This is a genomic window from Ruegeria sp. S84, from assembly GCF_056583445.1.
Map to the genome: position 1 here is coordinate 1,516,092 of NZ_CM152618.1, position 26,301 is coordinate 1,542,392.

At 58.4% G+C, this 26,301-nt stretch carries 27 protein-coding genes and 1 pseudogene; 13 read left to right on the plus strand and 15 right to left on the minus strand.

Annotated elements, in window-relative coordinates; translation table 11 throughout:
- Positions 1–111: 111 nt before the first annotated feature.
- The 5 genes and pseudogenes from lptG to rsmA all read left to right on the plus strand — a co-directional run bounded on the left by lptG (position 112) and on the right by rsmA (position 6,506).
- Positions 112–1,212: an LPS export ABC transporter permease LptG gene (gene lptG, locus AC1DFB_RS07650; protein WP_480922595.1), complete on the plus strand. Its 1,101-nt coding sequence runs from the start codon at positions 112–114 to the stop codon at positions 1,210–1,212.
- Complete coding sequence (locus tag AC1DFB_RS07655) at positions 1,212–3,377, plus strand: LPS-assembly protein LptD (RefSeq protein ID WP_480922446.1); 2,166 nt, start codon at positions 1,212–1,214, stop codon at positions 3,375–3,377. The genes lptG and AC1DFB_RS07655 overlap by 1 nt, the downstream gene beginning before the upstream one ends.
- Complete coding sequence (locus AC1DFB_RS07660) at positions 3,368–4,621, plus strand: peptidylprolyl isomerase (RefSeq protein ID WP_480922447.1); 1,254 nt, start codon at positions 3,368–3,370, stop codon at positions 4,619–4,621. The genes AC1DFB_RS07655 and AC1DFB_RS07660 overlap by 10 nt, the downstream gene beginning before the upstream one ends.
- Positions 4,618–5,583 (plus strand): 4-hydroxythreonine-4-phosphate dehydrogenase PdxA, encoded by a 966-nt coding sequence (pdxA, locus tag AC1DFB_RS07665; RefSeq protein WP_480922448.1) that lies wholly within the window; start codon positions 4,618–4,620, stop codon positions 5,581–5,583. Before AC1DFB_RS07660 ends, pdxA begins: the two co-directional genes overlap by 4 nt.
- An 81-nt stretch (positions 5,584–5,664) precedes the next feature.
- Positions 5,665–6,506 (plus strand): annotated as a pseudogene (gene rsmA, locus AC1DFB_RS07670) (16S rRNA (adenine(1518)-N(6)/adenine(1519)-N(6))-dimethyltransferase RsmA).
- A 58-nt stretch (positions 6,507–6,564) separates the two neighbouring features.
- Here the strand turns inward: rsmA and AC1DFB_RS07675 are convergent.
- The 3 genes from AC1DFB_RS07675 to prfA form a co-directional block, all read right to left on the minus strand.
- Positions 6,565–7,146: a DUF4167 domain-containing protein gene (locus tag AC1DFB_RS07675; protein WP_170396747.1), complete on the minus strand. Its 582-nt coding sequence runs from the start codon at positions 7,144–7,146 to the stop codon at positions 6,565–6,567.
- 227 nt (positions 7,147–7,373) lie between these two features.
- Positions 7,374–8,231, minus strand: a complete 858-nt coding sequence (gene prmC / locus AC1DFB_RS07680; protein WP_170509927.1) for a peptide chain release factor N(5)-glutamine methyltransferase — start codon at positions 8,229–8,231, stop codon at positions 7,374–7,376.
- Positions 8,228–9,283, minus strand: a complete 1,056-nt coding sequence (prfA, locus tag AC1DFB_RS07685) for a peptide chain release factor 1 (RefSeq protein WP_170396981.1) — start codon at positions 9,281–9,283, stop codon at positions 8,228–8,230. The genes prmC and prfA overlap by 4 nt, the downstream gene beginning before the upstream one ends.
- Positions 9,284–9,345: 62 nt before the next feature.
- Here prfA and AC1DFB_RS07690 point away from each other — a divergent pair, with 62 nt between their 5' ends.
- Positions 9,346–9,648, plus strand: coding sequence for a hypothetical protein (locus AC1DFB_RS07690; RefSeq protein ID WP_170406248.1), 303 nt, complete (start codon positions 9,346–9,348; stop codon positions 9,646–9,648).
- Here the strand turns inward: AC1DFB_RS07690 and AC1DFB_RS07695 are convergent.
- The 4 genes from AC1DFB_RS07695 to AC1DFB_RS07710 are packed head-to-tail and all read right to left on the minus strand — an operon-like array spanning position 9,574 to position 13,184.
- The gene (locus tag AC1DFB_RS07695; protein WP_480922449.1) at positions 9,574–9,987 is read right to left on the minus strand and encodes a DUF1499 domain-containing protein; all 414 of its coding nucleotides are present in this window, start codon (positions 9,985–9,987) and stop codon (positions 9,574–9,576) included. The two genes, AC1DFB_RS07690 and AC1DFB_RS07695, sit on opposite strands and share 75 nt — an antisense overlap.
- Positions 9,988–10,032: 45 nt before the next feature.
- The gene (gene speB, locus AC1DFB_RS07700; RefSeq protein WP_170396741.1) at positions 10,033–10,980 is read right to left on the minus strand and encodes an agmatinase; all 948 of its coding nucleotides are present in this window, start codon (positions 10,978–10,980) and stop codon (positions 10,033–10,035) included.
- A gap of 59 nt (positions 10,981–11,039) precedes the next feature.
- Positions 11,040–12,008, minus strand: coding sequence for an agmatinase (speB, locus tag AC1DFB_RS07705; RefSeq protein ID WP_170406255.1), 969 nt, complete (start codon positions 12,006–12,008; stop codon positions 11,040–11,042).
- Positions 12,009–12,020: 12 nt separating this feature from the next.
- A complete protein-coding gene (locus tag AC1DFB_RS07710) occupies positions 12,021–13,184 on the minus strand; it encodes a M20 aminoacylase family protein (RefSeq protein WP_170406258.1) in 1,164 nt (387 codons plus the stop codon).
- 66 nt (positions 13,185–13,250) lie between these two features.
- Between AC1DFB_RS07710 and mazG the strand changes: the two genes are divergently transcribed.
- From mazG to AC1DFB_RS07725, 3 genes are all read left to right on the plus strand, one after another.
- Positions 13,251–14,108 carry a nucleoside triphosphate pyrophosphohydrolase gene (gene mazG / locus AC1DFB_RS07715; protein ID WP_170662754.1) on the plus strand — a complete coding sequence of 286 codons (858 nt, stop codon included), beginning with the start codon at positions 13,251–13,253 and terminating at the stop codon, positions 14,106–14,108.
- A gap of 62 nt (positions 14,109–14,170) precedes the next feature.
- Entirely contained in the window at positions 14,171–15,109 is a 939-nt protein-coding gene (locus AC1DFB_RS07720; RefSeq protein WP_480922450.1) for a nucleoside hydrolase, read from the plus strand.
- Complete coding sequence (locus AC1DFB_RS07725) at positions 15,106–15,555, plus strand: GNAT family N-acetyltransferase (protein ID WP_170396732.1); 450 nt, start codon at positions 15,106–15,108, stop codon at positions 15,553–15,555. Before AC1DFB_RS07720 ends, AC1DFB_RS07725 begins: the two co-directional genes overlap by 4 nt.
- Here AC1DFB_RS07725 and AC1DFB_RS07730 read toward each other — a convergent pair.
- The 6 genes from AC1DFB_RS07730 to AC1DFB_RS07755 all read right to left on the minus strand — a co-directional run bounded on the left by AC1DFB_RS07730 (position 15,552) and on the right by AC1DFB_RS07755 (position 19,889).
- A complete protein-coding gene (locus AC1DFB_RS07730; protein WP_480922451.1) occupies positions 15,552–15,719 on the minus strand; it encodes a hypothetical protein in 168 nt (55 codons plus the stop codon). The two genes, AC1DFB_RS07725 and AC1DFB_RS07730, sit on opposite strands and share 4 nt — an antisense overlap.
- Before the next feature lie 102 nt (positions 15,720–15,821).
- Positions 15,822–16,139, minus strand: coding sequence for a hypothetical protein (locus tag AC1DFB_RS07735; protein WP_170422059.1), 318 nt, complete (start codon positions 16,137–16,139; stop codon positions 15,822–15,824).
- A gap of 122 nt (positions 16,140–16,261) precedes the next feature.
- Complete coding sequence (gene eno / locus AC1DFB_RS07740; protein WP_170406273.1) at positions 16,262–17,539, minus strand: phosphopyruvate hydratase; 1,278 nt, start codon at positions 17,537–17,539, stop codon at positions 16,262–16,264.
- Between the two features lie 144 nt (positions 17,540–17,683).
- Positions 17,684–18,562 (minus strand): DMT family transporter, encoded by an 879-nt coding sequence (locus AC1DFB_RS07745; RefSeq protein WP_170800590.1) that lies wholly within the window; start codon positions 18,560–18,562, stop codon positions 17,684–17,686.
- 136 nt (positions 18,563–18,698) lie between these two features.
- Entirely contained in the window at positions 18,699–19,112 is a 414-nt protein-coding gene (locus AC1DFB_RS07750; RefSeq protein WP_170396723.1) for a Fur family transcriptional regulator, read from the minus strand.
- A 72-nt stretch (positions 19,113–19,184) separates the two neighbouring features.
- Positions 19,185–19,889, minus strand: coding sequence for an endonuclease/exonuclease/phosphatase family protein (locus tag AC1DFB_RS07755; protein ID WP_480922452.1), 705 nt, complete (start codon positions 19,887–19,889; stop codon positions 19,185–19,187).
- A 116-nt stretch (positions 19,890–20,005) separates the two neighbouring features.
- Between AC1DFB_RS07755 and AC1DFB_RS07760 the strand changes: the two genes are divergently transcribed.
- The gene (locus AC1DFB_RS07760) at positions 20,006–20,437 is read left to right on the plus strand and encodes a hypothetical protein (RefSeq protein ID WP_480503309.1); all 432 of its coding nucleotides are present in this window, start codon (positions 20,006–20,008) and stop codon (positions 20,435–20,437) included.
- 62 nt (positions 20,438–20,499) lie between these two features.
- Here the strand turns inward: AC1DFB_RS07760 and AC1DFB_RS07765 are convergent, their stop codons facing one another.
- Entirely contained in the window at positions 20,500–21,918 is a 1,419-nt protein-coding gene (locus tag AC1DFB_RS07765) for a protein adenylyltransferase SelO (RefSeq protein ID WP_480922453.1), read from the minus strand.
- Between the two features lie 86 nt (positions 21,919–22,004).
- Here AC1DFB_RS07765 and AC1DFB_RS07770 point away from each other — a divergent pair, with 86 nt between their 5' ends.
- Positions 22,005–22,424 carry a cupin domain-containing protein gene (locus AC1DFB_RS07770; RefSeq protein WP_170422068.1) on the plus strand — a complete coding sequence of 140 codons (420 nt, stop codon included), beginning with the start codon at positions 22,005–22,007 and terminating at the stop codon, positions 22,422–22,424.
- A gap of 4 nt (positions 22,425–22,428) precedes the next feature.
- Positions 22,429–23,319, plus strand: a complete 891-nt coding sequence (locus AC1DFB_RS07775; protein WP_170422071.1) for a fatty acid desaturase — start codon at positions 22,429–22,431, stop codon at positions 23,317–23,319.
- 63 nt (positions 23,320–23,382) lie between these two features.
- On the opposite strand, the gene AC1DFB_RS07780 is transcribed toward AC1DFB_RS07775, so the two are convergent.
- Positions 23,383–24,462, minus strand: a complete 1,080-nt coding sequence (locus AC1DFB_RS07780) for an anhydro-N-acetylmuramic acid kinase (protein WP_370644450.1) — start codon at positions 24,460–24,462, stop codon at positions 23,383–23,385.
- A gap of 649 nt (positions 24,463–25,111) precedes the next feature.
- Here AC1DFB_RS07780 and AC1DFB_RS07785 point away from each other — a divergent pair.
- The gene (locus AC1DFB_RS07785) at positions 25,112–26,191 is read left to right on the plus strand and encodes a Hint domain-containing protein (RefSeq protein WP_170800582.1); all 1,080 of its coding nucleotides are present in this window, start codon (positions 25,112–25,114) and stop codon (positions 26,189–26,191) included.
- Positions 26,192–26,301 lie beyond the last annotated feature (110 nt).

Genomic DNA, 26,301 nt, shown 5'->3' on the forward strand with positions numbered 1-26,301 from the left:
CGGCAGGCTCGGGGGAGAGAACGTGACACCAATCGGCAGTTACAGGCCGTCGCGCATGATTCCATGCCCGATTGTGATTCTTGGATGCCGGGGTTTGACGGGGATGCCCAAGTGATCCTCGACCGCTATTTTGCCCGCCGCTTTATTCAAAGCTTTCTTGTAATCGGCGGTATTTTTCTGACCTTGATGATCCTGATCGATCTGATCGAACAGGTGCGGCGGTTCGATGGTGTTGACCTATCCTTTGGCCAGTTGCTGCAACTGACGTTGCTGAACACACCAGCCGCGATCAGCGAGATGTTGCCTCTGCTGATGATCCTGGCCACGATCGCGCTGTTTGTCGGCCTCGCCCGCAGCTCCGAACTGGTCGTGACCCGCGCAATCGGGCGATCCGGTATCCGAGCCCTGCTAGCGCCCGTGTTGCTTGCGCTGACCATCGGCGCACTTGCTGTGACTTTGCTGAATCCCATCGCGGCCGCGACATCGGAAGAGGTCCAACGCTTGTCCGATGGCTATCGCAACCAGGGTGGCTCAGCCCTGTCCATCAGCCGCGAGGGGTTGTGGTTGCGCCAGAGCTCAGCCAACGGTCAGTCGGTGATTCACGCAACCGGCACTGTCAACGGCGACCGGTTCGCCCTGCAGAACGTGACCATCACAACGTTCTCATCCGACGGCAAGCCGAACCAGCAAATCTCGGCCCAGCAAGCTGATCTGGAGGATGGATTCTGGACCTTGCATCAGGCCAAAATCTGGCCCATTCAGGACGACCTCAATCCCGAAGCAAATGCCACCAGCCATGAGATCCTGAACCTACCCACAACGCTGACCAGAGACCGGATTCTGGACACTCTCGGGCAAAAGGATTCGGTTTCGGTCTATGATCTGCCCCAGTTGATTCGTGATCTGGGCGAGGCGGGATTTTCAACCAAGCAATATGAGGTCTGGCTGCAAGTACAACTTGCGCGACCCCTGTTTCTGGTTTCGATGGTTCTGATCGGGGCCGCCTTCACAATGCGCCATGTCCGGTTCGGCGGCACCGGCATCGCCGTGCTGACCGCCGTATTGCTGGGGTTCGGTATCTACTTCATCCGGAATTTCGCCCAAATCCTTGGCGAAAACGGGCAATTACCTATTCTGGTCTCGGCTTGGGCCCCACCCTTTGCGGGCATTCTACTGTCTCTGGGCCTGTTGCTTCATGCGGAGGATGGCTGATGCGCTCCATCCTGTCTTTGTTGCTGTCGAGCGCACTGATCCTCTCGCTGCCAGCAGCAGTTGCCGCACAGTCCGAACCAGAAGGTGCCGCCAGCGAGGCTGACACGACTGAACAGAATCAACCCGCCCTACTGGTAGCCGATGAGATATTCATTACCCCGGATCGCAAACTGGTCGCAGAGGGGAATGTCGAGGCCTTCCAAGGCGACGTCAAACTGACAGCGCAAAGCGTCACCTATGATCGCGAAACCGGCGAGCTGACCCTGACCGGCCCAATCCGGATCGATCAGGGCGGAAACAGCACATTGCTGGCCGATTCCGCGCAGTTGGACAGCGGGATACAAAATGGCCTTTTGATGGGCGCGCGCATGGTCTTTGACCAGCAAGTGCAGATCGCCTCAGTCCAGGCCACCCGTGCGGCAGGTCGCTACACGCAATTCAGCAAGGTCGCCGCAACCTCATGTCATGTCTGCGCGAATGGCAGACCCCCGATCTGGCAAATTCGCGCCCGTAAAGTGACCCATGACCAGCTTGAACGGCAGCTCTATTTCGAAGGCGCACAGTTCCGAATACTTGATGTCCCGGTCTTCTACTTTCCCACGCTGCGCCTACCCGACCCGACACTTGAGCGGGCGACCGGCTTTCTCGTGCCGTCGATCCGCACCACTTCGCAACTGGGCACTGGCGTTCAGGTGCCGTATTTCTTCAAGATCGGAGATCACAAGGACCTGACTCTGACGCCGTATCTGTCGTCCAAGACCCGCACACTTGGGTTTCGTTACCGACAGGCATTCAAACGCGGGCGCATTCGGCTGCGGGGCTCTTATACACGCGACGACCTGCAGCCCGGTCAGGATCGGGGGTATTTCTTCGCCGATGGCCGGTTCGGTCTTGGAAATGACTACCGGCTGACATTCGATATCAAAACAACTTCGGATGACTCGTATCTGGCAGATTACGGCTTGCCCGATTTTGACCGCTTGCGTAGCGAAATTGCACTTGAGCGGATCAAGCGTGATACGGCATTCAGAACCAGCTTCATCCACTACAAGTCCCTTCGGGATAGCGAAAATCAGGATGAAATCCCATCGCGTGTCTTCGACATCAACTATCGAAAGCGATTCTTCCCCAGCACCTTAGGGGGTGAAGTTGAACTAAGCCTCGATGGTCACACCCACACGCGAACCAGTGACGAAGATATTATTGGTCGCGACGTCGCCAGGGCAACATTCGATGCGGAATGGTTGCGCAACTGGACCTTTGCGACCGGATTACGTGCAGAAGCATTGGTGGGCGCGTCAGTGGATACCTTCAATATCCGCAATGACAGCGAGTTTCCGAACAATGTAACCCGCTCGACCCCGCGTGCAGCTTTTACCCTGCGCTACCCCATGCTGCGCCGCGAGCAGTCCGGTGCAACACAAATCCTCGAGCCAATCGCGCAAATTGGTTGGACGCATGTTTCGAACAATGACATTCCCAACGATGAAAGTACCTTTCAGGAACTCGATCAGGGCAATCTTTTGTCCCTTTCGCGCTTTCCGGCCCCCGACCGCCGCGAAGACGGTGCAACAGCCGTTGTGGGCCTGAACTGGTCTCGGTACAACGCTGACGGTTGGCGGGCGCTGGCGACAATCGGACAGGTCTTCCGGTCCGATGCGGATCCGGATTTCACGCTCACATCGGGGCTGCAGGGTACCAAGTCCGACATTCTGCTTGCCGGGCAATTGAATAACGGCAAGGGGCTGACCTTGGCCGCGCGTGGGCTTTTAAACAGCGATTTCAGTTTTACCAAAGCTGAAATTCGTGCAGGCTGGTCTAATGGAGATACGGCAATCTCCGGCGGGTACATTTGGCTCGAACCTGATCCTGCTGAAGCGAATAATGATGAAATCTCGGAACTACGGGTCGGTGGCCGCTACCGCGTAGACCAAAATTGGCTAACCCTTGCCAGCGCACGCTATGATTTCAGCGAATCCGAACCACTCCGCCTTGGGTTCGGCGTGACCTACGAAAATGAGTGTGTGCAGGTAAATGTGAACGTCAACAGACGCTTTACCTCCACATCAAGTATTGAGCCTTCGACAGAATTCGGCTTTACCGTTGCCCTGACAGGGTATTCCGTCGAAGGCGATGGACAGAAGTTTAAGAGAAGATGCAGTTGATCTCAGGTTTCACAAAATCTCTCCGCTCTGGCTGCCGTAGATCGGTGCTGCGGGTGCTGGCTGCCGCGCTTGTTGCAATGGCCACACCACAGGTCCAGGCTCAAAGCCTGTTCTCGCCTGCAATCCGGGTCAATCAGGACATTGTCACCTGGTATGAACTTCAACAACGTCAGCAGTTTCTCGAACTGCTCGGCGTTCCGGGCAGTTCCGAGCGCGAAGTCCGCGAAGCCTTGATCGAGGATCGTCTGCGCAAACAGGCGATGCGCGATGCCGGCATCGAAGCCGCACCCGAAGATATCCAGACCGGGATTGATGAATTCGCCTCGCGCGGCAACCTCAGCAGCGAAGAGTTTCTGCAGCTGCTCAACGATGCGGGCGTATCAAAGGAAACCGTACGGGATTTTGTCGCCGATCAATTGTCCTGGCGCGACTTTGTCAGTACCCGCTTTCTGTCGCAGGCTCGCCCCTCGGAAGATGAGATCAACCGTGCACTGGGTCAGGGTGGCGGCGGCGGCCTACAGGTTCTGTTGTCCGAAATTATCATTCCGGTAACACCGCAGACCCTGGCGCAGGCTGAAGCCCTGGCCGATGAAATCTCACAACTTCCCGATCAAGACAGCTTTTCTTCGGCTGCTACGCAATACTCTGCCGCGGCAACACGCGAGAATGGCGGGCGACTGGATTGGCTGTCGCTCAACAACCTGCCTCCGGCCCTGCAACCCGTCATTCTGGGCTTGAAAAACGGTGAGATCACCGACCCACTGTCGCTCCCTAACGCCGTTGCTCTGTTCCAGATGCGCGGCATCCGCGAAGTTGCCGCAGGTGCCCCAACCTATTCCGAGATCGACTACGCGATCTACTACCTTCCCGGTGGCCGCAGCGCCGAAACGCTTGCAAAAGCCGAAAAGCTCAAGGAAGAGATCGACACCTGCGATGACCTCTACGGCATCGCCAAAGATCAATCGCCCGACGTGCTGGAACGCCTTACCCAAAGCCCCTCGGCAATTCCACGCGACGTAGCGCTTGAGTTGGCCAAGCTTGATCCAAATGAAGCATCGGCCACGCTGACGCGCAACAACGGGCAGACGCTGATGTTCCTGATGCTGTGCAATCGCACCCGCAACCTGGGCGAAGATACCACCCGTGTGGACGTGGCAAACGCACTGACCCAGCAACGGTTACAGGCCCTTGCAAACAGCCTGCTGGAACAGCTGAGGGCCGACGCTGTCATCATCGAACAATGATCGCCCCAATCGCGCTAAGCTGTGGTGAGCCCGCCGGGATCGGACCCGAAATCGCAGCCAAAGCTTGGGCAGCCCTGCGCGATACCTGTCCGTTCTTCTACATCGGCGACGCATCACATTTGCCCGATGGAACACCCATTACCCGGATCGCCGACCCGTCTGAGGCCACACCGGCCAGCGCCTCGGCTCTGCCGGTGCTGCATTTCGACTTTCCTGCCCCGAACACGCCCGGCCACCCCGATCCAGCAAACGCACTTTCGGTCATCGATTCTATTGAAAAGGGTGTTGAGCTGGTGAGTTCCGGCGCAGCCTCTGCACTGTGTACCGCGCCGATCCACAAAAAGGCGCTGATCGACGGTGCGGGCTTTGCCTTCCCCGGCCATACCGAATTTCTTGCTGCTTTGGCAGGCCGGTCACGCGTGGTAATGATGCTGGCCAGCGAACAGCTCCGCGTGGTTCCGGCCACCATCCACATCCCGCTCTCCCAGGTCCCAAGCGCACTCACCCCAGAAGTGCTGCAAGAAACCATCGAGATCACCGCCCAAGGCCTGCGCACCCAATTCGGTATCCAACATCCTCGCATCGCCATCGCGGGGCTGAACCCCCACGCTGGCGAAGGCGGGAAAATGGGTACGGAAGAGCTTGACTGGATCGCGCCACTGATCGCAGACCTCAATCCAGTCGATTGCACCTTGACCGGACCCCACCCGGCAGACACCATGTTCCACGCCGCGGCGCGCACGCGATATGATGCCGCGATTGCGATGTATCACGACCAGGCCCTGATCCCGATCAAGACACTGGATTTCGACCGCGGTGTGAACGTAACCTTGGGCCTGCCCTTCGTCCGGACCTCGCCGGATCACGGCACCGCTCTGGACATCGCGGGCCAAAGCAGCGCGACCGCCACCAGCCTGATCGAGGCCCTGAAACTCGCCCAACGAATGGGCCATTCCCGCTAATGCTTCATCTGGCCCCAAATACCTCCGCCGGAGGCAAAAAATCTCTGGCGCTCCCCCTCCATTCCGAACAACGCTAGAGACATGAGCGCCATCGACTCCCTCCCCCGCTGCGCGAGGTTATCGCAACTCACCAGCTTTCGGCCCGCAAGTCGCTGGGCCAGAACTTCCTGCTCGACCTCAACCTGACAGCCAAGATCGCGCGGCAGGCGGGTGATCTGACTCAATGCGATGTCCTTGAAATCGGCCCAGGCCCCGGAGGTCTGACTCGCGGGCTTCTGTCCGAAGGCGCGCGCAAGGTCGTGGCCGTGGAAAAGGACACCCGCTGCATCGCTGCCCTGAACGACATCGCCGCCGCCTATCCGAGGCAGCTTGAAGTGATCAACGGCGACGCGCTGGAAGTCGACCCGCTGGCCCATCTGACGCCTCCGATCCGCGTGGCCGCGAACCTGCCCTACAATGTCGGGACCGAGCTTCTGGTCCGCTGGCTTACCCCGCCCGAATGGCCGCCCTTCTGGCAAAGCCTGACGCTCATGTTCCAGCGTGAAGTGGCCGAGCGGATCGTGGCCCAACCCGGCAACAAGGCCTATGGCCGCCTCGCCATCCTTGCCCAATGGCGGGCCGAGGCGCGTATTGCGATGTCCCTGCCACCCGGAGCCTTCACTCCACCGCCCAAGGTCTCAAGCGCCGTGGTTCACCTGACTGCCCTGCCCGAACCCCGCTATCCCGCTGACGCCGCAACCCTGTCGCGCGTGGTTGCCACAGCCTTCAATCAGCGCCGCAAAATGCTGCGGGCCTCACTGAAAGGGGCAGCGCCAGATATCGAGGACCGCCTGATCGCAGCCGGAATCAAACCCACCGACCGGGCCGAGCAGATCCCGCTCGAAGCCTTCTGCGCGCTCGCGCGCGAAATTCGCAAACCCTGAACGAAAAAACCCCAGGCCTTTGCCCGGGGTTTTCATTCAATTCATGATCGAAAAGCCCTTATTCAGCTGCCTCGGGTGCGTCGCCCTTGTCAGCGGGTGCATCCTCAGCCGCAGGGGTGGCAGCCTTTGGCTTCCGGGTGCGCGGGCGGCGCGGCTTTTCCTTACGCTCGGTCGCTTCGGGTTGCTCGGCATCCTTGCTTTCCGGCGTCTCGACCAGCCCTGTATCGGGCGCAGCCGCCTCATTCCCGAAATCCACAACGTCCGGCTGCGGAGCCTCGGCCGGATCGGCCTGACGGGCTGCTTCGCGTTCCTGACGCTCGGCGCGTTCACGATCACGCTCGGCCTGTCGTTCGCGGTTCTGACGCTCTTGCTCTTCGCGGCGCGCTTCGATCTCGCGCTGCGCTTCGCTTAGCATGCGCAGATAGTGCTCGGCGTGTTGCTGAAAGTTCTCAGCTGCCACGCGGTCATTCGACAGCTGAGCGTCGCGCGCCAATTGGTTGTATTTGTCAATGATCTGCTGCGGTGTGCCACGCACCTTGCCTTCGGGGCCCGAGCTGTCAAAAACCCGGTTTACGACGTTTCCGCCAGAAGGACGATTGCGGTTGTTCTTGGCCCGCGAGCGGGATTTGGAAGATCTCATCTTACTTTACGTCAGCCTTATCAATTCACTGTCGATCAACCCGTATCTAACGCTGCTCAGTGGCTTGTGCCGTTACGCGCTATCGACTTTTTGGGCTTGGCGTCAGGGGTGCGCTGAAACAGCGTCAACCTCGCCGACTAATCCTGAGTAAACATGTCCTGAGCGTTCAGACAAGGGGATTCTCGAAAATGTCGCAGCTTTTTTACATCAATCGGCATTTTTCGGCCTCAGTTTCGCTTAGAAGGCGGCATTCTGGCCCCCACAACACGATCACGCCTGTCCAGATCGGGGATCACCTTTACGCCGGTCAAACCAGCGGCATCAAAAAGGGCAGAAACATAAGCGCCCTGTGTCGGGCCAATTTCAACCAGAATACGCCCGCCGGGCATCAGATAATCCGGGGCCGACGCCGCAATACGGCGATAGGCATCCAGACCGTCGCCCTCATCCGTCAGCGCCATGCGCGGCTCATGCTCGCGCACTTCAGGGGAAAGCGCGTGCATCTCGTCCGCTGAAATATAGGGCGGATTCGAAACAATCAGATCGAACTGACCTTCAATGTTTTCGAACCAGTCAGATTGCCGAATCTCGACGCGCGCCTGCACCTGATGCTGTACTGCATTGGCGCTGGCCTGCAGACAGGCAGCTTCGCTGAGGTCGGCGCCGACGCCCGAGGCACTCGCCCGCTCGGCCAGCAAGGTGATCAGGATACAGCCCGAGCCCACACCCAAATCGAGTACATGATCAAACGGCTCGCTCAGCGCCGCCTCGATCAATGCTTCTGTCTCCGGGCGCGGGTCCAGCACATCGCGACTGACCCGAAACCGCCGACCATAGAATTCACGCTCGCCCAGCAGATGCGATACCGGCACCCGAATGGCCCTTAGCGAGATCAATTGATCGTAGCGTTCCGCGATATCCACCGGCAGTTCCTCGGGCGCGATCAGCGTCACCCGACTGGCCTCGATCCGCGCCGCATGCGCCAGCAGCACCCGCGCATCCCGCGCTGGATCAGGCACACCGGCTGCGCGCAAACGTGCGGTTGCAGCGACCATGGCCTGCGCGGCTGTCAGCGCCGAAATCATTGCGCCATTTCGGCCAGAAGCCGAGCCTGATCATCTGCGGTCAGCGCGTCGATCACCTCATCCAGATCGCCCTGCATCACCTGATCCAGCTTATAAAGCGTCAGGTTGATGCGGTGATCCGTCATGCGGCCTTGCGGGAAGTTATACGTCCTGATCCGTTCCGACCGGTCACCTGAACCGACCTGACTGGCGCGATCCGCCGAGCGTTCGCTGTCGATCCGCTGCCGTTCAAGATCATAAAGGCGCGTTTTCAGCACCTGCATCGCTATCTCACGGTTTCGGTGCTGGGATTTCTCGGAACTGGTCACCACGATACCGCTGGGCAAGTGGGTAATCCGCACAGCCGAATCCGTCGTGTTCACGTGCTGCCCCCCCGCGCCCGAGCTGCGCATCGTGTCAATACGGATGTCATTGGCATCGATCTGAATGTCCACATCCTCGGCCTCAGGCAAAACCGCCACCGTCGCCGCCGAGGTATGAATGCGCCCACCGCTTTCGGTTTCGGGCACGCGCTGCACGCGATGCACGCCGGATTCGTACTTCATCCGCGCAAAGACATTGTCGCCCTTGATATGTGCCACCACCTCTTTGATCCCACCAAGATCAGACGCTTGTTCCTCGATGATCTCGAACTGCCAGCCCCGCGCTTCGGCATAGCGTTGATACATGCGCAGCAAGTCTCCGGCAAACAGCGCGGCCTCATCCCCGCCGGTGCCGGGGCGTATTTCCAGCATTGCCGGGCGCGCATCAGCCGCGTCTTTGGGCAACAGCGCCAGCTGCAAGGCATGCTCCGCCTCGGGGATACGCGCCTGCAGTTCTGGAATTTCCTCTTCGGCCAGCTCTTTCATGTCCGGGTCGGACAGCATTGCCTCGGCCTCGGCCAGATCTGAAACCAGCTGACGCCACGCCATGATCTGATCGACCACCGGCTTGAGGTCGGAATATTCCTTTGCCAAAGCTGCAATATCCCCGCCCGAGGCACCATCCGCCATGGCCGCTTCGAGGTATTGGAATCGCTGAGTTATCTGTTCAAGGCGTTCTTCGGGGATCATCCGCGCGGTGTCTATCATCCAGAGGCTTTGGTCAAGGCCCTGCCTTGTGCTAGGCTTGGGCCATGAAGCGACTGATCTTAGCCCTGACACTCATTGCGACGCCCGGAATGGCCGATGTTGTTGGTCCCGGAGGCAAAGTGCAAGACTGCTATTGCACCGACAAATCCGGCACCCGCATCGAGTTGGGAGAGATGATATGCCTGCAGGTCGACGGCCGCATGTTCATGGCCCAATGCCAGATGTCGCTGAACGTGCCCATGTGGCGCGAGGTGCAAGAGGGCTGTTTGTCGTCAGGGTTGCAGCAAAGCAAGCCATTGGGTGACCCGGTCCCGATTAACGCCGAAATCTTTCCGGCCAAATCTTAATCTGGCATAGATACGCAGCGTATCGCCGTCTTGCTGCACGGTGGTGTAGTCGGGAAACCCGAACACCTTGGTACGGGTGATATAGGTGATCATGCCCTCTTCTAGAGATCCGGCCAGCACACTGGTGCGTGGTGTTGCGCGCGCAATTTTGTCGAGACGCGCCAGCCCATCAGGACCGGTTTCGACGACCCGAACGACACCACCCTTCAGGTCTCGTTCCGCGTCTTCATGGGCCACATGCCAGCGCACAGGATCTGAAGGCGCAAGTCTGATATAGGCACCCATTGCAAGGCCCACCGCAATCAAAAGCCACAGCACCATTTTCATCTGCCCATTCATTCCCGCTATGCCCTGCTTACTCGGTCAGAGGATGGCGTCGCACCCCTATCGTGACGTCACTCCGGGCAGAATGCACAGCATCTCGAACAGTAGATTGGCTGCGGTCAGTGCCGTATTGCCCGACGGATCATAGGGTGGAGATACTTCGACCAGATCGCAGCCCACCACGTTCATGCCCGCCAGCGCATGGATCAACTGCAGCGCCTGCGGAGTGGTCAGACCTGCGATCTCGGGCGTGCCTGTTCCGGGTGCATAGGCCGGATCGAGGCTGTCGATATCGTAGGTGATATAGACCGGGTGATCGTCAACAGTTTTACGGATCAAAGAGCCGATTTCGGTCAGGTTCTGTTGCCACAGCTCCCACGCCGGGTACTGACGGAACCCCCAACCCTGTGCCTCGGTAAAGTCGCTGGCGGCGTAACCCGAGCCTCGAATGCCGATCTGAAAGGTCTTGTCAGGGACAATCAGCCCTTCCTCATAGGCGCGCCGGAAGACAGTGCCGTGGGTTTCCTTTTCACCGAACATCTCATCATTCACGTCAGCATGAGCGTCCACGTGCACCAGAGCCACAGGCCCGTGCTTGGCTGCCATCGCCCGCAGGATCGGCAAAGTGATCGAGTGATCCCCACCCATCGCCACTGGTACAACACCTTGCGCCAAAATGCCGTCATAGCTTTCCTTGATGATCTTAAGACTATCGGCGAGCGAGAAAGTGTTGATCGCCAGATCGCCGATATCTGCGATCTGCAGATGGTCGAAGGGCGCCGCGCCATTGGACATGTTATAGGGCCGGATCATCGCACTTTCACTGCGAATCTGCTTGGGTCCGAACCGTGTGCCCGACCGCCACGAAGTGCCGATATCCATCGGAACCCCCAGGATCGCCACATCCAGCCCGTCCAGCGACGACGCCTGTGGCAACCGCATAAACGTGTTCGGCCCCGAAAACCGTGCCAGATCATTGCCGCCAATCGGTTGGTTGTATTGGGTCATGTAATGTCTCCGATCCGGTGCCTCACCAAGCAGATACCGGGATTATGCCTAACCAAAGGTTAAGGCTTCACCAGCTTGTTCCACCCCAAAAGGCAAATGATCTGTGTTGCCACATGAGCCCCCGCAATCGCCGTCGCACCAGAGGTGTCATACGGCGGAGAAACCTCGACCACGTCGCCACCTTTGAGGTTGATCCCGGCAATGTCGCGCAGGATGATTTGCGCCTGAATCGAACTCAGCCCACCCCAGACCGGCGTACCAGTACCGGGCGCAAAAGCAGGATCCAGACCGTCGATGTCGAAGCTCAGGTACACGGGGCTGTCGCCCAGAATACCCCTGATCTTCTGCGCCACGGCGGCTGGGCCGGATTCGTAAACCTCGCGCGCGTCGATGATGTTGACGCCCAACGTGTCTTCGTTTGTAGTGCGAATGCCCACCTGAACCGAGCGTTTCGGATCAACCAACCCCGATTTCACTGCCTTGTAGAACATCGTCCCGTGATCCACGCGGGACATGTCGTCATCGGCCCAGGTGTCCGTATGCGCATCAAATTGCAGCAGCGACATCGGCCCATATTTCTCGGCATAAGCTTTGAGGATCGGGAAGCTGATATAATGATCCCCGCCCAGCGTGACCGAAGCGACATCGGCCTTCAGAATGGTCCGAATGTGGTCGGTCAGCGTGTCGGGAAAGGCCGGGATATTGGCGTAGTCATAGGCCATGTCGCCATAATCCACGATGGCCAGCTCACTCAGAGCATCAAAAGGCCAGCCATAAGGCGCATCCGGCGATTGCAGCGCGCTCGCCTCACGGATCGCGCGAGGGCCAAGCCGGGTTCCGGGGCGGTTTGTCACCGCCTGATCGAAAGGCACGCCGGTTACAGCAATATCCGCACCAGTCAGGTCTTTGGTATAAAGCCGCCGCAGGAATGAAGTCGCGCCGCCAAAGGTGTTTTCATAGGACAGCCCCTTAAGATCGGGGTTGGTGAATGCCTCATCCACCTGGTTCTTTGCATCTTCCAGTGCCATGTCTTTTCCCTGTCAGCCCAACGGCTGTGCCTTTTCGACGATCCGTGCGAAGAAGGACGCTCCGATCGGCGCGACGTCGTCATTGAAGTTGTATTTCGGATGGTGCAGCCCCGCGCCATCTCCTTGCCCCATGAACAGGTAAGCACCGGGTCGGGCCTGCAGCATGTAGGAAAAATCCTCTGCCCCCATCTCACGCCCAGCATCATCTTTCACGCGTTCCGCGCCGGATACATCCCGCGCCACTTCAGCCGCGAATGCCGCCTTGTCGGCGTCGTTGATAGTGGCGGGATAACCCTCCTGATAGTCCAGTTTGGCTTCAACACCGTACGAGGCCGCCTGCCCCGCCACGATCTGCGCCATTCTCTCTTTGACCATCCTTTGCACGGCCGGATCAAAGGTGCGAACGGTGCCGTTCAGATAAGCGGTATCAGGTATCACGTTATTCACTGTTCCGGTGTGTATCTGCGTCACCGACACCACCAGATCGTCCAGCGCATAGTGGTTGCGGCTGACGATAGTTTGGATCGCCTGCGCCATCCCGCAAGCTGCCATCACTGGGTCGCGCGTCTCATGCGGCATTGCCCCGTGGCCGCCCACGCCCTGAATATGGATCTCAAACGTATCTACTGCGGCCATCAGCGGCCCCGGCGTGGTTTCGAACAGCCCTTCGGGCCGACCCGGAGTGTTATGGATGCCGTAAACCTGAGAGATATTGAACCGATCCATGATGCCTTCTTCAACCATCACGCCCGCGCCGCCGCCCTCTTCCTCGGCAGGCTGAAAGATCAGCGCAACGCGGCCCGCGAAATTCCGCGTTTCGGCCAGATAGCGCGCAGCACCCAGCAGCATGGTTGTGTGCCCGTCATGACCGCAGGCATGCATCTTACCGGGGTTCTTCGAGGCGTAGTCCACGCCCGTTTCCTCGGTAATCGGCAATGCATCCATGTCAGCGCGCAGACCAATAGTCGGTCCCTCGCCCTGCCCGTTGATGATCGCGACCATGCCGGTTTTGGCGATTCCCTCATGCAGTTCATCCACCCCAAACTCGCGCAGACGCTCGGCCACAAAGGCGGCGGTCTCATAGCATTCGAACTCCAATTCGGGGATGGTGTGAAGGTGCTGGCGCCACTTGGCCATATCAGCGGCGTAATCGGCAATTCGGTTGACGACGGGCATCTGGGGTGGACTCCTGATCCTGACTGCGGGATGGATGCATCTGACACCGGAACGAAAGGGTTCGCAATGGCCGAAAATCCTCTGATCCACGACACGGACGCAGGTATCGAGCGTTTGCTGGAAATCATGCGCCGCCTACGCGACCCTCAATCCGGTTGCCCGTGGGATATCGAACAGGATTTTTCGACCATCGCGCCCTATACGATCGAAGAAGCCTATGAAGTCGCCGATGCCATCGAACGCGAGGCTTATGACGAATTGAAGGGAGAGCTGGGCGACCTGCTGTTCCAATCCGTCTTCCACGCGCAAATGGCTGAAGAGGCTGGGCATTTTACCTTTCAGGACGTGGTGCGCACCATGTCGGACAAGATGGTTACCCGTCACCCACATGTCTTCGGTGATGAGTCCCGAGACAAGTCGGCGGATCAACAGACAAAGGACTGGGAAACCATCAAAGCCGCCGAACGTGCGGGCAAAGAACAAAAAGGTGCACTAGACGGTGTCGCCGCCAACCTGCCCGCCCTGCTACGCGCACATAAGCTGCAGAAACGTGCCGCGCGCGTAGGGTTCGACTGGCCCGACGCCAGCCATGTGCTGGCCAAAATCACCGAAGAGGCCGCCGAACTGGAAGAGGCGCGCGACAGCATGGATGCCGACGCGCTTGAGGATGAATTCGGCGATCTGCTGTTTGTGATGGTCAACCTTGGCCGCCATCTGGGCATCGAACCCGAGGCTGCCCTTCGCCGCACAAACGCCAAGTTTACTCGTCGTTTTGAGAAGGTCGAAGCCCGGCTGGCCGAACGCGGAAAAACGCCCACCCAAAGTGATCTGGCCGAAATGGACGCGCTGTGGGACGAGGTGAAAATCGAGGAACACCGCGCCAACGGCAAACTCCCGCCGGTGGATGCCGCACGCGAGGCCTGAAACCGCTGGACAAGCCCCGCGACACTTGCGAGTGTCCGCCCTTCACGGCCCCGGAGACCACAATGCCCCGCAAGATCATAATCGACACCGATCCCGGACAGGACGACGCCGTCGCCATTCTTCTGGCGCTTGCCAGCCCCGAAGAGATCGAGGTTCTGGGTATTACCGCCGTCGCTGGAAACGTGCCTTTGGAGCTGACCGCCAAAAACGCCCGCATCGTGTGCGAGTTGGCAGGTCACACCGATATCCTCGTCTACGCCGGATGCGATCGCCCCCTGAAACGCCCGCTCGTCACCGCCGAGCATGTGCATGGCAAAACAGGGCTCGACGGCCCTGTTTTGCCAGATCCCGAAATGCCCCTGGCCGAGGGTCACGCGGTCGATTTTATCATCGATACCCTACGCGCACATGAGCCCGGCACGGTGACGCTCTGCCCTCTGGGGCCGCTGACGAACATCGCCACAGCGTTCCAGAAAGCGCCCGACATCATCAACCGGGTGCAGGAAATCGTGCTGATGGGTGGTGCGTATTTTGAGGTTGGAAACATCACACCAGCAGCCGAATTCAACATTTATGTCGACCCGGAAGCCGCTGATATTGTGTTTAAATCCGGCATTCACATCGTAGTCATGCCGCTGGATGTCACACATGATGCGCTTGTCACGCCCCATCGCAACGATGCATTCCGGGCATTGGACAGCAACATTGGTCATGCAGTGGCAGAGATGACCGATTTCTTCGAACGTTTCGACAAAGAAAAATACGGATCGGAGGGCGCACCGCTGCACGACCCCTGCGTCACCGCCTATCTAATCCGACCCGAGTTGTTCTCGGGCCGCCACATCAATGTTGAGATCGAAACCCAATCAGAATTGACGTTGGGCATGACAGTGGCCGACTGGTGGCGGGTCACTGATCGCGCACCAAACGCCATGTTCATGGGTGACGTGGATGCCCAAGGTTTCTTCGATCTGCTCACAGAAAGACTTGCCCGCCTATGACCGCCGCACTCCGCCTTGCCCGCCCCGACGATCTGGACCGACTGATGGCGCTGGTCGCGGCGTTTCACTCGGAATCCGGCATCGCGCAGGATGACGAGAAACGTCGCAACGCGCTGACCCCTCTACTGGATGGAATTCCCCATGGGTGCATATATCTGATCGGTCCGGGCCGCGCACCGCTGGGCTATGTCATCCTCACCTTCGGTTGGTCGGTCGAGTTTGGTGGCATGGATGCCTTTGTAGATGAGATTTACATCCGCCCCGCCGTCCGCGGACGCGGTATCGCCACCGAAGTGCTGCATGATCTCCCCAAGGCGCTGGCCGAGGCCGGTCTGACCGCCCTGCATCTTGAGGTCGACCGGACCAACGAAACCGCGCAGAAACTATATCTGCGGTCAGGTTTTAAACCGCGCGATCGCTACATGCTGATGAGCAAATCGCTTTAGCGCGATTCCCCCCGGAAGATTACCGCCGGATTTGCCATTTCCTGCACCGGATCATCCTGCGAAACCTGCATCCCTGTGATCGGATAGGTCCCAGGCTCTGAACATGCGGCCAGCATCCCCGTGCAAAGCATTGAAATTACGAGAAAGACCTTTGAAGCAGACATATCGTCCCCCTTTCTGCAATGCTTGCAGACTATCGGGAGTCACAGCGCCGCAATAGGAACAAGTTCACACATAACGACATTTATGTTTGTTTAGCTTAACGATCAGCGGCAGTTCTTATTGAACGTCTGCTCCATGGTCTTGAACTGCCGGGGCACGCGTTTGGGTTTGGGCAGCGCATTCAACTGTTCAGTTATGTTCTCACCGGTGTACCAGGACTCGAACAATAATTCTTTGATATCATCGTCCAAAACCGTGTTGGCGACGTTATAGGTGCACAGGCATTCCTCCATCGTGACCTGCCCGCTGGGATCGCCTTCCACCATTTTCTGGCACACTGCCTGAGGCGGACGATCAGCCCCTGCAAGCTGAGGCAGGATCAATAGCGCCCCAGCGCCAACGATGCGTTTGAATGTTGTCATAAATCGCCCTCTCCCATGTTGGCCTTCGATGCCCAGCTTAGACGGATCGGTAATGACTCAAAGAAAAAAATGGCCCCGGCGTTCTACCGGGGCCTGATCTGGTTTTACCAAGTACGCCAAACTCAGCGCTTCAGGATCGACGCGCCGGCGTATTCTGCGACCTCACCCAGCGATTCCTCGATGCGGATCAGCTGGTTGTATTTGGCCAACCGGTCCGACCGCGCCAACGAGCCGGTTTTGATCTGCCCGCAGTTGGTCGCCACAGCCAAATCGGCAATGGTGGCATCTTCGGTCTCGCCCGAGCGATGCGACATCACGTTGGTATACCGTGCACGGTGGGCCATATCGACGGCGCGCAGAGTTTCGGTCAGTGATCCAATCTGGTTCACCTTGACCAGCATCGAGTTGGCACAGCCACGATCGATTCCCTCGGCCAAACGCTCTGGGTTGGTTACGAACAGGTCGTCGCCGACCAGTTGTACTTCGTTGCCGATGGCATCAGTCAGCGCTTTCCAGCCATCCCAATCGTCCTCGGACATACCGTCTTCGATCGAGATAATTGGGTAATCTTTGACCAATGTCGCCAGATACTCAGCGTTTTCCTCTGAGGTCAGCGAGATGTTTTCACCCGACAGAACATATTTTCCGTCGCGGTAGTATTCGGTGGCGGCGCAGTCCAGCGCCAGATGGATCTCTTCGCCGGGTTTGTAGCCCGCTTTTTCGACCGCCTGCAGGATGAAATCCAGTGCCTCACGGGTCGAAGCGATGTTAGGGGCAAAACCACCTTCGTCCCCCACTCCGGTGGCCAGACCGGCAGCCGACAGCTCGCGCTTGAGCGTATGGAACACCTCGGACCCCATGCGCACGGCTTCGCGGATATTCGCGGCCGAGGTCGGCATGATCATGAATTCCTGAATGTCGATTGGGTTATCGGCGTGCTCACCCCCGTTGATGATGTTCATCATCGGAACCGGAAGAACGCGCGCCGAGGTACCGCCAACATAGCGGTACAGAGGCTGCGTGGTGAAATCCGCAGCCGCCTTAGCCGTCGCCAGCGAGACACCCAGGATAGCGTTCGCGCCCAGACGGCCCTTGTTCTCGGTCCCGTCGAGTTCAATCATCGCCTGATCGATGGCCACCTGCTCGGTCGCGTCAAAGCCCACCAGTTCTTCGGCGATCTCACCGTTAACGGCAGCAACCGCTTCCAGCACGCCCTTGCCCATGTAACGAGATTTGTCACCATCGCGCTTTTCCACCGCCTCGTAGGCGCCGGTCGACGCCCCTGAAGGCACAGCGGCGCGGCCCATGGTGCCGTCTTCCAGAATCACGTCCACTTCGACCGTCGGGTTGCCCCGGCTGTCCAGTATTTCGCGTGCGTGGATGTCGATGATCGTGCTCATGATACGGGTCCCAATGATGCCAACGGTTGCATGCCTCATACCAGCACGCGGCGAAAAGTAAACCGTTTCCGTTATCGCTAACACTTATATTTTTCAGCCTTTAGGGCTAACAGTTTGCTGTTTGCGCCAACAGGTCGCGGGCGCTTAGGCCAATGCCAATGCCCGCGCCAGCTGGCGTTCTCGAATGAAAGTATACAGACCTGATCCGATAATCAGACCGGCACCGGCCAACGTCATGCTGTCGGGGCGTTCGCCAAACATCAGCATCCCGGCCGTGATCGAGAACACCAACCGAGTATACCGAAATGGCGTCAGCGCTGAAGCTTCGCCAATCCGCATCGCGGTTACGATGCCGTAATAGCCCAAAACGCCGAACCCGATGGCACCCAGATAAGGCCCGATCTGCGCAGCTTGCAGCGGCACAACGGGCTGTGCTGTGAACACCATAAGGGCCGCACCAGCCAGCGCCACTCCGATATAGGCCTGCAATGCGACGACCGACGAGGCCACACGAACATCCAACCTGCGTGTGATCAGATCACGTGCCGCGATCGCAACGACCGAGACCAAAACAAACAGAGATTCCGGCTGGAATCCCTCGAAACCGGGGCGGATGATCATCAAGACGCCGACAAAGCCGATGCCGATGGCGCTCCAACGACGCCAACCGACCTGCTCGCCCAGAAACAGTGCTGCCCCCATCGTGACAAATAGAGGCATCGCCTGAAAAACCGCCGCCACAGTCGACAGATCAACAAGTGACAGCGCGGTCACGAAGCTGAGCGCACCAAAGGCTTCGGTCCCGGCACGGATCAGCGGCAAAGGTTGCCACGCGACCGGGTCGAAGATGCGTTTGCGTGTCGCCATAGACATAAGCGTAAACACAGCCCCGCAGATCAGACCCAATGCGATCATGATCTGCCCGGTCGACACACTGACCGAGAGATGCTTGATGAACATGTCCTCAAGCGCGAAGGCCGCCATCGAGCCGATGATCAGCAAAATGCCGTTTACGTTGTTCATGCGCGTTTCCATTGGAACAGGCCGCTGACAGGCGGACCTTTCCGGCAGCAAAACCGCAACCTTTGCGACGTCGCAAGAAGTATTACGACATGTTCGATGAAATCGCGTTCACCGACCGATCGATTTTCGTGATGTGTCAGTCTTTTTCTAACGGTACGCCGTACAATTCAAGGCGATGGCCTTTCAGCCTGTAGCCAAGCTTGGCCGCAATCTTTTCTTGCAGAGCTTCTATCTCAGGGTCGACAAACTCGATCACCTCGCCTGACTGCATGTCGATCAGGTGGTCGTGGTGATCGCGCTCCGCATCTTCGTACCGCGCGCGCCCGTCACCGAACTCCAGCCGCTCAAGTATCCCGGCCTCTTCGAACAACTTCACGGTACGATAGACTGTCGCGATCGAAATTCCCGCATCTTCGGCTGAAGCACGGGCATAAAGCTCTTCTACATCCGGGTGATCTTCGCTTTGCTGCAAGACCTGTGCAATGGTCCGCCGCTGGCCGGTCATGCGCAGGCCCTTGGCTTCGCAACGGGCGATAATCGTGTCGGACATGGTGACCCCCGGGACTGTTCGGTGTTCTGTCTTAATATGTCTACGCGCCCTGCGCCACAGACGATTTTGCGGTCAGGCGATGCGTCGCAGATCGGCCCAGATCGGCAAATGATCCGAGGCGATATGCGCGGGCCGCGCATCATGCACCCCGTGCAGTGCAGCCTCAAGCCCCTGCCCCACCGCGATTCTGTCCAGTGCCCCCAATGGCTGCGCGGCCGGGAAGCTTGGAACCGGAGGAAGAAACCGCATGTCCGGGGCCAAATGATCAAGAACCGGCTGGCGTGACCATTCGTTGAAATCCCCGGCCCAGACGGTGGGCATGTGTTCCAGATCAGAATCACATCGACGGATATGACTGATCTGTTGGCGTCGCGACGCCGGCAAAAGCCCAAGATGCATCCCCATCACCCGCAAAGGCCCGATCTGCGTATCAAACTCGACCCGCACGGCGCCGCGGGGCTCCAGACCCGGCAAATCATGATGACCTGCCTGACGCACCTGAATGGCGTCCCCACGCCAGATCACCGCGTTGCCATGCCAACCAAGACTACCGGCACCGCCCAGGTCCACGATCTGCCACCCGGCCTCATCCAACATGAAATGTGGCAAAGCGGCAGGACGGGGCGGCAATCGTTTGTCCGCCTCCTGCAGAACAACGATATCGGCCTGCATGCTTTCGATGACCTGCAATATCCGCTGCGGCTGCCGCCGGAAATCGAGTCCCACGCATTTCTGAATGTTGTAACTGGCAAGGCGCAGGGTTGAGCGGTAGGTCATCGGCACACTTAAACTGATTTAACCCAAGATCGCCAACTGGTCGGACAAGTGCAAGCCGAACCCAGCGCTGAATGGCAACGCGCCGCTTGCTCCGCTAACATTTGTGCAAAACGGCCTTGAGCCCGCGCAGCCTCTCGGCCACCTTCACGATCATGTTCATAAGGTTTGTCCACCCGATCAAGATAGAAGATATGGACGCGCGTCAGGGGTTCTTCTGCGCGGCCTACGACCTGCGCGACACCACCGCGCTGGATAAATACACATTCGATCGAATTGAGGCGCTATTGGCTTGGTTCCGGGAAAACCTTGAAATCCCCTATCGTTTCAACAGGACAAAATCTAAAGGCGCCTTTCAGCGCAACACCAAAGGCCTTAGCTGGTTCAAACCCGAAGCCAATGAGGTTTTGGGCAAGTCGTATGAGATGGTCGCACTGCTCAAAGAAAACGGATATCAGATCGATACTCTGCGATCAGACCGGATCGGCTACGTTGTCTATGAAGATGCGTGTCAGGTGATCGCCGAACCCTTTGCAGACACGCCCCGATAGCCTCGAAACCTGAAACTTCAAAAGTTTCAGGCTCGGTTTCTTCATAAGAAACCGTCTCTTTGTTACGTACCGCAGAATGTCGCGTGTACGACCTCGTTCTTCGCCGGAGGGCGCATCAGGTCAGCTGATTCTGGTTGATCCTCATACGGCCGTGACAGCACTTCATTCAGCCGATTGAACGGTGCGTAATCGCCCTGCACCGCAGCCTGAATCATCTGCTCCACCCGATGATTGCGTGGAATGAAGGCCGGATTGGCCGCATCCATCACGTCCGAAGGCGCATCCTCACGCGCCAAGCGTTCCTGCCACCCCTTTGCCCATTCGTCAAAAGCCGCCGGGTCGGCAAACTGGTCTCGCGCGCGGTCGCTGCCCAGCGCGCGGAACGTGTTTGAGAAATCCGCCTGATTCTGCGCCATCCGCGTCAACAGGTCCGAGATCATTTCAAGATCCCCCTCCTCTGCCCGAACCAATCCGATCTTGGCCCTGAAACGTTCCAGCCAATGTGCCTGCATCAACGCAGGCATGGCATGGACAATTTCGGTGGCCTCTTCGACAGCTGCGTCCTTGTCCTCAAACTGCTGAATTAGGGCCGTTGCCAGCTGCGCCAGATTCCAAACCGCAATCTCAGGCTGGTTCGAGTAGGCATACCGCCCCATCCGGTCGATCGAGCTATAGACTGTATTCGGGTGATAGCTGTCCATGAACGCACATGGGCCATAGTCGATCGTCTCACCGGCGATCGAGCTGTTGTCAGTATTCATGACCCCGTGAATGAAACCCACGCTCATCCATCGAGCGATCAACCCGGCCTGCGCATCCCGAACCGCGCGCAACAAACCCATAGCCCCGTCCGCCTCAGGATAGTGGCGCTGAACGGCATATTCAGTCAGCCGTTGCAGGCTCTCTATCTGCCCTCGCGCTGCAAACACCTGAAACGTGCCCACCCGCAAATGGCTCTGCGCCACACGTGTCAGTACCGCCCCGGGCATCGGACCCTCGCGCAGCACGATCTCTCCGGTTTCAACCGTTGCCAAGGCGCGCGTGGTGGGAATGCCCAGCGCATGCATCGCCTCGGAAACCACATATTCGCGCAAAACCGGCCCCAGCCAGGCACGTCCATCTCCCTGGCGCGAGAAAGGTGTCTGCCCTGAGCCCTTCAATTGAATATCCCGCCGAATCCCGTCGGTTCCGACCGTCTCACCTAACAAAACCGCGCGCCCATCTCCTAGTTGAGGGTTATAGGTGCCAAACTGATGCCCGGAATATAACTGCGCCAGCGGCTCGGCCCCTTCGGGCACAGTATTGCCCGCAAAAGCCTGCGCCATCTCTTCTACGTCGCCCGGCGCAATCCGCAACAGTCGCGCCAGATCACTGTTGAAGGCAACAAGCTTCGGTGCACGCACAGGCACAGGCCCCTGCCGCGCAAAGAAGGTGTCCGGCAGGCGAACATAGCTGTTGTCAAACGGGATCGTCAAAGTCATGCGGCAAACATATGCTCTGCATACACAATTGCCATAGCAGATCGTGCGCGTGCGTGCATAATCCCACAAACAGACCCGAGGCTTCCATGACCGCGCAAGACATCATCCAACACCTGAACCTGCAGCAGCACCCCGAAGGCGGCTGGTTCAAAGAGACCTGGCGCGCCGACAATCCCGGACGTGCCACCGGCACTTGCATCTACTTCCTACTGGCAGAGGGTGAGCGCAGCCACTGGCACAAGGTAGATGCGACCGAGATCTGGCTCTACCATTCCGGCGCTCCGCTGATCCTCTCGCTCAGCGCCTCCGATACAGGCCCTGCCAAAGACCACACCCTCACACCTGATCTGACCCAAGGCGCACCGCAGCTTATTGTACCTAAGGGCCATTGGCAGGCGGCGCGCAGCAGTGGAGACTACACGCTGGTCAGTTGCACTGTTTCACCGGGATTTGAATTTGACGGGTTTGAACTCGCGCCACCCGGCTTTGATATTCCAGGAGTGTAATTCCATGGACCACCGCGCCCTGATCGCCGCGATCCCGCCCGAGACCAAGGACAGGCTGCAACAGCGGTCAGACATGGCAGGTCTCAGACATCTAGCGATCTATTTCGGCGCTTTGACAGCAACCAGCACCGGTATCATCCTACAGGTTCCCCTCTGGCCGCTACTGCTCCTGCCGCAAGGCCTATTGCTGGTTTTCCTCTTTACGCTCAGCCACGAGTGCACCCACAAGACGCCGTTCAAAACCCCTTGGATCAACGAAGCGGTTGGGCACCTTGTCTCAATTCCTATCTGCCTGCCGTTCACATGGTTTCGCTACTTTCACCTTGCCCATCACAAATGGACAAACCACCCAACCAAAGACCCGGAACTTGGCGGCAAACCCCGCCCCGAAAACTGGCGCAGCCTTGCGATCTATCTCAGCGGTTGGCCATATTGGACAGGTATGGCCCGTGTGTTGACCGACAACGCGCGCGGCAGGATTGGCGCCGCTTACCTGCCAACCCGCCAGCACCACGCCATACGAACCGAAGCCCGAATATTGTCCACACTATATGCCCTGGCCGCACTCAGCCTGTTCTTCAGCCCCTTGTTGTTCTGGCTCTGGCTTCTGCCCGCCCTTATCGGCCAGCCTTTCCTGCGCCTATACCTGCTCGCCGAACACGGCCTCTGCCCGCCGGTGGCAAACATGCTCGAAAACTCCCGTACCACCTTTACCAATCGAATGATCCGATTTCTGGCCTGGAACATGCCCTACCACGCGGAGCACCACGCCTTTCCAAACGTGCCTTTCCACCACCTTCCAGCCTTCCACCGCTGGACCCAAGCACACCTGCAATCCACCTCGGACGGCTACACCGAATTCACCCTGGATTACGCCCGCGCCCTAAATCGCTAGATCCGCCTCTTCATCTGGCCAAAAATACCTCGGGGAGTCGCGCAGCGACCGGGGCAGAGCCCCCTACCCGCTCACCACGACACCCCTCGCCGGAGACGACACGACACCGCCCCCGACCAGCGCACTTACCCCGGTGGTACCCGGGCAAGAGGTCGGCAATCCCCGCGCCACACGCACGGCAAGGTAGGCAAAGGCCTGCGCTTCCAGCATGTCTCCGTCCAGCCCAACCGCCTCAACCGGCTCGACCGGGCAATCCAGCGACACGCGCAGCATTTCCATCAGCACTGGGTTGTGACGTCCGCCACCGGTAACCAGCATGCGCACAGGCGGCTTGGGACAATGCTCCATCCCCTGCAGCACACCCGCAGCGCTCATCCCGGTCAACGTGGCCACCGCATCCGCATCGCTCAGCTCGGTCACAAGACCAATCATTTCCGAGAAATCATTCCGGTCCAGCGATTTGGGCGGCATTCGGTTGAAATAGGGCTCGGCCAGAAACAGCTCCAGTGCGCCGGTCTCGACCGTACCCTCTCGGGCCAGCGCGCCGTCCCGATCCATCGGCAACCCCAAGCGCGCCTGCATCAGATCGTCAACCGGCGCGTTGGCAGGTCCGGTGTCGAAAGCCAGCAACGCCCCTGGCGCTTCTGGCCCGTCAAAAGACGGGTCAACATAGGTCAGGTTCCCAACACCGCCCAGATTGAGGAAACACAGCGGCTCTTCCGCCCCGATCCATTTGGCGCAGGCGAAATGAAAGAACGGGGCCAGAGGCGCACCCTCTCCGCCCAGCGCCACATCATCGCTGCGAAAATCCCAGACCACCGGCAGCCCCAAAGCCTGCGACAGACCCAACCCGTCACCCACCTGCAACGTGCCACGCCCACGCGGCTCATGTGCCAATGTCTGACCGTGGAAGCCGATCAGGTCGACCTCTTCGAACTCTGAAAGAACCTCGGCATGTGCCCGGGTCACCAATTCAGCCGAAATATCAACCTTTGGTCCATGCCAAAGCCCCAGCGCCGCGCGCAGTGTGGCACGCTCTTCTTCGGAATAAGCGCGATACCCGCTGGGACCAAAGCCGAATATCTGCTGCCCATCGGTTTCAACGACCGCAGCGTCCACACCGTCCAGCGATGTGCCCGACATGGCCCCCAACGCTCTGATCGCCCCCGATTTGCTGATGACCCTGCCCACGCCGACCTCGTATTGCGTCTCTCCACCCGTTTCGCCGGGTTCTGAGCACAACCTGCACGGTAATGCAAAGCCAAGGCAAGACACATCATGCGCGAGCGGCACTTTTCTTGGAAATGTGCCTTTTTCTTGCCCCTGCCCGCGCCTGTACCGTGCCCCGCTACAGTGTACCGAAAGGCATGAGACCGCGAATGAAGGCAACAGGGTGTTCTCAAACGCAGCGCAGTTCCGAGTGCTCATGAAAGAGCTGTACAAAGTCCATTACCACATGTTCGCAGACCGCTACAGCAGGTGCCAAGCTCTCCCAAGAATGCCCGTCGCCGGTTTCAGTGTTCCACTTGGTCTGAAGCACCTACGATCATTCCATATAGCTCAGCTTCGTCAGATTTTCATTGAAACAAAGCGACTGAATAATGGCCGGTACTTTGGGATGTTCAGTGCAATAAAAGCGCAGGCTCAAAACCCCGGATATTCGCAAATGTTGCACCAATGCTTATAGATGAGATATTAATATGCAGCAAAGCACAGACAACAAATTGAGGACGGGTGAGTAGGTTCATACCGCTTAGTAAAAAGCGGCAGTGAATTGGCCTGAACAGGGTTTATGCCAAACATATACGGTGCATTTCGGACGGACACGACTCTGACCACGAACCAGGCCCAATTCGGCGGCGTTGGAACGACATTTCAGATCTCCGCGTACAATACGATCGAAATTACTGATGGTGTTGACCCCAACACCATCGAGGGAGACGGTGTAAACAACGAATTCCCAGACGACCCCACGCAAACCTATCTGGGGAATGCAATTGCCTGGGACTACAATTACATAGTCACGGATGGCACCAATACCTACACGATTGGCGTTTTCGACTATGATTCCAGCGGCAACGGCGCGTTTGGCGGCGGAGCCGAGCAAGGATTCTTCATCGGCTTTTTGGGGGATGTCCCCCCGCTCAACACAACACTGACGATCACGGCGCTGGGTGACGGTGCCTTCGCCAGTCCAGTCGTAAATCTGCCCGTTGACGACTTTGTTCCCTGTTTCACCAGTGGCACGAATATTCGGGTAAGGGGTGGTCATAAGGCGGTCGAGGATCTGAAAGCCAGCGATGAGATCGAAGTGTTTGATCCCACAGGTGATGGGCCCGGATTTGCCACCCTGCTGCGGGTGTTTCGCCGTACGATATCTGCCCCGGAACTGGCCGCAAACCCCAAACTGCGCCCGGTTCGTATCAGCGCCGGAGCGTTAGGTCTGGGCTTGCCTCAGCGTGATCTTGTGGTGTCCCGGCAGCACCGGATGCTGGTGTCTTCAAAGATTGTCGAGCGGATGTTCAGGACTTCCGAAGTTCTGGTACCCGCCGTCAATCTGACTTCGCTGCCCGGTATTTTCATCGACCAGGATGCCCAGAGCGTCGAGTATTTTCACCTTCTTTTTGGACAGCACGAGGTAGTCTATGCCGAAGGCGCACCATCGGAAAGCCTGTTTACCGGACCGGAAGTGCTCAAGGCCATCAGTGCAGAAGCACGAATAGAAATCCTGAGCATATTCCCCGAGATAGCAGAACTGGAATTTGCCCCCAAGCCCGCCTGCCCGATCCCATCCGGGAAGCTGCAAAAGCAACTGATTGAACGCCACATCAAGAATGAAAAGCCGCTTCTGGCCAGACACACTGCACGCTAGAACCAGAGGTTATCCGGCAGGACTTGGTACGCTTCAATGACTGACGCGATATTCTGTGTTTCGTTATGCGTTGTTTCTTCGCGTTTCCCTCATAAAGCTCATCCGCAAGA